The organism is Microbulbifer echini (genome assembly GCF_041447225.1).
Classification (GTDB): domain Bacteria; phylum Pseudomonadota; class Gammaproteobacteria; order Pseudomonadales; family Cellvibrionaceae; genus Microbulbifer; species Microbulbifer echini.
Map to the genome: position 1 here is coordinate 1 of NZ_JBGMEL010000041.1, position 5,689 is coordinate 5,689.

The 5,689-nt window shown below is 42.1% G+C and carries 6 protein-coding genes; all 6 read left to right on the forward strand.

The window, feature by feature from the left end:
- Positions 1–101: 101 nt before the first annotated feature.
- The 6 genes from ACCI51_RS19290 (at position 102) to ACCI51_RS19315 (ending at position 5,397) form a co-directional block, all read left to right on the forward strand.
- A complete protein-coding gene (locus ACCI51_RS19290; protein ID WP_371845054.1) occupies positions 102–701 on the forward strand; it encodes a DUF4360 domain-containing protein in 600 nt (199 codons plus the stop codon).
- Positions 702–966: 265 nt separating this feature from the next.
- Positions 967–1,161, forward strand: coding sequence for a hypothetical protein (locus ACCI51_RS19295; RefSeq protein ID WP_371845056.1), 195 nt, complete (start codon positions 967–969; stop codon positions 1,159–1,161).
- A gap of 132 nt (positions 1,162–1,293) precedes the next feature.
- Entirely contained in the window at positions 1,294–1,656 is a 363-nt protein-coding gene (locus ACCI51_RS19300) for a hypothetical protein (protein WP_371845057.1), read from the forward strand.
- 416 nt (positions 1,657–2,072) lie between these two features.
- On the forward strand, positions 2,073–3,491 hold the full coding sequence (locus tag ACCI51_RS19305) for an alpha/beta hydrolase family protein (RefSeq protein WP_371845059.1): 1,419 nt from the start codon (positions 2,073–2,075) through the stop codon (positions 3,489–3,491).
- Positions 3,492–3,558: 67 nt separating this feature from the next.
- A complete protein-coding gene (locus tag ACCI51_RS19310; RefSeq protein ID WP_371845060.1) occupies positions 3,559–4,680 on the forward strand; it encodes a sensor histidine kinase in 1,122 nt (373 codons plus the stop codon).
- Between the two features lie 3 nt (positions 4,681–4,683).
- Positions 4,684–5,397, forward strand: coding sequence for a LytR/AlgR family response regulator transcription factor (locus ACCI51_RS19315; protein ID WP_299588874.1), 714 nt, complete (start codon positions 4,684–4,686; stop codon positions 5,395–5,397).
- Positions 5,398–5,689 lie beyond the last annotated feature (292 nt).

Below are 5,689 nucleotides of genomic sequence, written 5' to 3' on the forward strand. Positions count from 1 at the left end.
AGCTTACTAGCCTACAGCCAGCTGGCCTCTCTCGCTATTGCCAAGTGTGTCGGTTGTTATGGGAATCTAGGCATCAACTATTCATCGAATGGAGAGAATCAGTGTTTAAACAACTTCTAACACTCACACTTTGCTCAATTTTTTCTAGCTCAATATTAGCAAAATCCATATTAATTGATGGCCAACAAATTGAAATCGGTGAAATTGCTGTGAATGGCACTGGCTGTCCAGCCGGATCTGTTACGGCTACAGCAACAGATGACAATAAAAATATCGCCATATTATTTAGTAAGTATAGTGCCGTTACAAATTCAACAAGCCCGATTGCCAGTTCTGATTGTAACTTAGCCCTACCTTTAAGTGTTGAACCTGGATTTTCAGTAGGAATACTTGATATTGATTGGCGAGGCACAGTATTTTCAGCCCCAGGATCCCATATCAACTTTCATCGAGAGTATTTTTTTTCTGGCAATCAAGGCCCTAGCCATGATCACAACTGGAATAGCTCAGGATTCGAGAACTTCATCCTTAATGATCGTCCACCATTCGCTTATTACTCCGGCTGTGATGGAGAAGCACTAATTGCCAGAGCCGATACTGTAGCCACAGTAATTGGTGCTGACAGTCTGTTTTCTTTGCGCTCTGCAGATGTTGGTGCACAATTGCTTTTAAACATTCAAATTATTCCTTGCGAAGAATAATAAAGAGTAGTTAAGGGCAACAATAATCACTCCCCACCCTAAGTATGGTGGGGAGTAATTGATAAACATATCATTAAAGCTAACCTGTTTAACTCACCTGGCAATTTTTGTATTCGCCGTTAAAAAGCGATTTTACTTTCAGACTTACCACACCGCCCCGGCATAGCTAGTCAGAGACAAGTTGTCAATAAGGGTATGATCAAGTACTTGCAGGTGTTTAACCTGCCAGATACCATTGAACAGTGCCCAGGCATGCGGGCTTCCAATGAGTACTCCATTGTGCAGAGTCAAACGGGTAATACTAAATGGTATGCGCGAAGAGTCCTCTAGTATTCTGACCGACGTTATTCTCCTGCACACGATAATGGCTGGCTACTACGCGGTACATACGCGGGCCACCACTGGCATCTCACGTATCGAAGTAGCCCGCAGTGCTGTTGAGCCCATGTTGGCACCTTAAGCAATCGACGGAACCATCAATGTCATTGCCAAAGAGGTAAAGGGAACCAACCTCAATATCAATCCATCTATGGAGGACAACGATAACAATGGCGAGAGTAAGATACCTTCTCAAGAAAACACCAGTTAAATTGTGCCCTTCTCCCACGACCTGGATGAACGGAACAACCTGATCCTTCGCACAACCTATACCGTCTCCAAGGTTTTTGGCGGCCCCAGGGGAACAGTATTGGTTCTGTTTTGCACGAATAAAATCGTGCTGGGTAACGCCACACCAAAGGGTACAAACACTGTCGGCTATTGGGCTCTCGATATGCAACAAACTATTGTTATCGGTGAAAACCTTAGCCGGTGCATGCAACAATTCCAAGTCAATGACTCTTGCCTGGCATTGCTGGCGGAGTACCGAAGATTGCATCCGGTATTCACCATGCTGCAGAGAAACAGACAACTGCAACAGGTACTGGGCGAAATTCACGGTATGGCTTTTTGTTAGCTAATGAGCCCTAAACGCTGGCTCAGGGGTTGTGTCGCTGGTGAGTAGTTACAGACCTTTAGAACAGCGCTTTGATTTTCATTGTGTCAACAACGACTAGGAAGCACACAGATGGAGTAGATGGGCACCAACACCCTTCTGATGCCCCCAATCACCTGTATCTATTAACTAGAGAGTTATCAACCAAAAGTCAGAAGTCCATGAGCACTACCGTACCGATCCCTCCTCAAGATGTGTACCAACCGGGGGTTATCAAATCAACAAAGTTCAAGCCCAGGAAGTAAATGGCCACTCACATTCTTGATCTCACAGACCGCTCACCAGCCATTAAAACCGTTTATCCTAATTTGGCTGCATAAGTTAACACCTCTCGTAGAATGGCACTCATTCCACAAATAAGCACGAGAGAAATACTAATGGCGTTTTTCAAATTCAACTTAGCTAAGGCCAACGCTAGCTTGAAGTCACTCTTCCTGATATCCAGCTTGTTATCCAGCACTGGCATGGCAAATGGCATCGATGGTGAATGGAAAGCAACAGTTCAAGTAACTGACAAAGAATGGCTCCCAGTCATTGTCCATATTGACGAAAAGAATGGTGAATGGTCGGGTGAAATAGACAGCCCTGCCCAACAGAAGTACGGGGTCGAGATATCACGATTGCAGGTGAGTGAGAACACTATCTCTTTTGCTGTAGAAGAACTCAATATCGCCTATAAAGGGGTCTACAACCCTATAGTTGACCTTATGTTCGGCAGTAACACTCAGGATGAATCATACCCCCTTAACTTTAGAAAAGTAATTGACAGTACCCCTGAGAATCGACCTCAGACACCTACAGTACCTTTTCCATACACTGTTGAAGACATTCGTTTTAAAAACAAGACAACAAACCACATCCTTGCAGGAACCTTGACCAAGCCAAAGTCTACGATCAAAGCAACGGCGGTGCTTATTAGTGGCTCTGGCCCTCAAGATCGGGATGAAACAGCCTTTGGACATAAAGCCTTCGCGGTAATTGCCGATCACTTGACACGACAGGGATATGCTGTTTTTCGTTATGATGAACGTGGTATTGGCGAATCAACCGGCGACTTCTTCGCAGCGACAACTAAAGATTTTGCCCAGGATACTAATGCAGTGGTTGAATATCTTAATAGCCGTAGCGACCTCCCCTTGGGTAAAGTGGGTTTAATTGGACACAGTGAAGGCGGTATGATTGCCCCCATGGTTGCCAGTAGTCGTGACGATATTGCATTTACAATTCTTCTTGGTGGCCCTACCGTAAAGATCCAAGAACTACTTGTTGACCAATGGCACAAAGATCGGATACATAACGGCACAAAGGTACAAACTTCTCAAAAAATTAGTCAGTTGGATAAGTTAGTTTTTCAACAGCTTGCAGCACTTAGCGAAGGACAAAGCATTACAGAGGAGATTCACCAACTGCTGTACAAGAGCGTAGAATTAGAGGGTTTGAAGGACGATAAACTGGAAGCACAGGTTGAACAACTGAAGAGACAATATTCTACACCTTGGTTTAGATACGCTGTCCGATTCAATCCCGAGCACTACCTGAAAGAAACTAAGAGCCCTTTATTAGCCTTGAACGGCTCACTAGATTTTCAGGTTGATGCAAAAATGAACCTAAATAATTTAGAGAGAATATTAAGTTCCACAGACCATACAGATTATAAAGTGATTGAGCTAGAAAAAATGAACCACCTTTTCCAAGTTGCAGAGAAAGGTTCATTTGCTGAATATGCTGAATTAGAAGAAAGCTTCTCACCTATAGCCCTGAACCTGATGACAGATTGGTTAAATGAACGCTTCTAGAATTCATCCATACTATCAGAGTACGGCCCCCTGAATGGGGGCTACCTTATAAATAGATGTAAACCATATGAGACTTCTTAAATCCCCAACCCTAACAGCAAAATTTTTGTCCTACCATTTTGGCGGCTGGTTACTATTTTCATTAATAAATGCCCTTTCTTTAGGGCTACTTACCCAAGATCATTTCGACAAAATCACCATTCACATAGCCACAGTAGCGTTCACCGTAGGCCTCTCTACTCTTGGGATTCGAGAAATCATATGGCGTCTCAATCTATTTGATAAGAACTGGCAGAAACAATGGATCTACTTTATAGCAACGTCTACTATTCTTGGATTTATCTGTGCTTGCATTTCAGTAAGTTTTATATATGTGTATTATAACCTTGTGGGACATACTGTGCCCTCTTCTTTCTGGGGGGGCGTCCTAGACAACTGGCTCTTCCTAATTATTCTAATGATCACATGGACACTGGTTTATTTCACCATAGTCAATCAGGATCGTCTGCACAAAGCCAAAGAAGATGCCACACAGCTCAAATTACAACTGAATGAAGTTAAAATGAGCGCACTAATGGGACAACTCAACCCTCACTTTTTATTCAATGGTCTGAATAATATTCGTGCACTTATCCTTGAGGATAAGCAAAAGTCAAGAGCGATGCTAACAAACCTTTCAGATCTATTACGCTATACCTTGATGGCACATAAGCAAAATGCCGTGTCATTGCGGGATGAGCTGGAGATAGTTTGTCAATATATAGAATTACTTAAAATTCAATATGAAGACCGCTTAATTTTTAGACTGGACATTGATCAAAACTTGATGGCAGAGAAAATTCCACCACTACTAATCCAGTTACTTGCAGAAAATGCCGTGCGGCACGGTATTGAAAAAACGAAAAAGGGCGGTGTATTAACACTAAAAGCCTCTAAAGATAATAACCATATGCACATTACAGTAACAAACCCAGGTAACTTAAAAAAATCCACACAAAAAATATCTACCGACAGAGTAAAACCAGTTAAAAAAGATGAAAATAGTAATACCGGCTTGGGGCTGATTAACATTAAAAACAGACTCGCCATCCAATACGGAGAGCAATCAAATTTCAAAATCGAGCAACAGGGCCTCAATGTGGTTGCTCAGTGCCAGATTCCAATCTCAATCAAACAAGAAGTGGTATAAGCAGTGAAAGCCATTATTATTGAAGACTCTCGTCTCGCTCGCAATGAACTAAGGGAATTACTAAAGCCTCACAAGGCGATTAACCTGGTAGCCGAAGCGGAAAACTGTGAACAAGCCGTTTCTCTTATTTCAGAAGAAAAGCCAGACCTGATATTCCTGGATATCAACCTACCTGATGGAAGCGGATTTGATATACTCGAGAAACTTCGATTCACACCTAAGGTGATTTTCACAACGGCCTATGATGAATATGCTATCAAGGCATTCGAAGTAAACGCTTTAGACTATCTGCTCAAACCAATCAACCCAAATAAATTGAAGCGCGCTATTGACAAAGCCCTTAATGACACAACATTCACAACTAATGACTTAACAAACTATTTAGATTCTGAAAGCAAGATATTCATCAAAGACGGTGAAAGGTGCTGGCTAATTGAAGTCGGCAAAATTCGCTATTTTGAAAATTGCGGAAATCATGCCCAAGTATTTTTTGAGGACCAAAAACCATTTATCTATAAATCATTATCTAAGATTGAACAACGCTTAAACCCAGAATTATTCTTCCGAGCCAACAGACAGCAGATCATCAACCTAAACTTTATTAAGAATATTGAACCCTGGGTCAATAATAGCTTGCTTGTCATCATGACTGACGAAAAAGAAATAGAAGTCGCCAGGAGGCCGGCCTCTCGACTAAAAGAAATGCTAAGCCTTTAAGCTAAAAAAACGCAAAACCGGATTATAGATATTTGAGGGCCGCAAGGTTGGTTAGCAGTCAGACCCAATATGAAAATTCAGCTATCACCAAAGCTGGCCCTTCAGCACCAAATGATTAATTTTCACCGGCTCAAAGTCGCCACTTCTATTTCAATCTATCCCCTTTATTAACCCGGCGGACAAATACTTCCATTATGCTGCATATTTAATCGATTCATGCCGGAAGTAAGATGCTACACGCGCAGGTTTCTTTTGTAACATTCTCATGTGAGAAAGCACTTTGCTTTTTAGC

What these genes read in the sequence shown, in the direction of transcription:
- ACCI51_RS19295 (WP_371845056.1), top strand. Translation starts at nt 967, where the DNA reads ATGAGTACTCCATTGTGCAGAGTCAAACGGGTAATACTAAATGGTATG.
- ACCI51_RS19305 (WP_371845059.1), top strand. Translation starts at nt 2,073, where the DNA reads ATGGCGTTTTTCAAATTCAACTTAGCTAAGGCCAACGCTAGCTTGAAG.
- ACCI51_RS19310 (WP_371845060.1), top strand. Translation starts at nt 3,559, where the DNA reads ATGAGACTTCTTAAATCCCCAACCCTAACAGCAAAATTTTTGTCCTAC.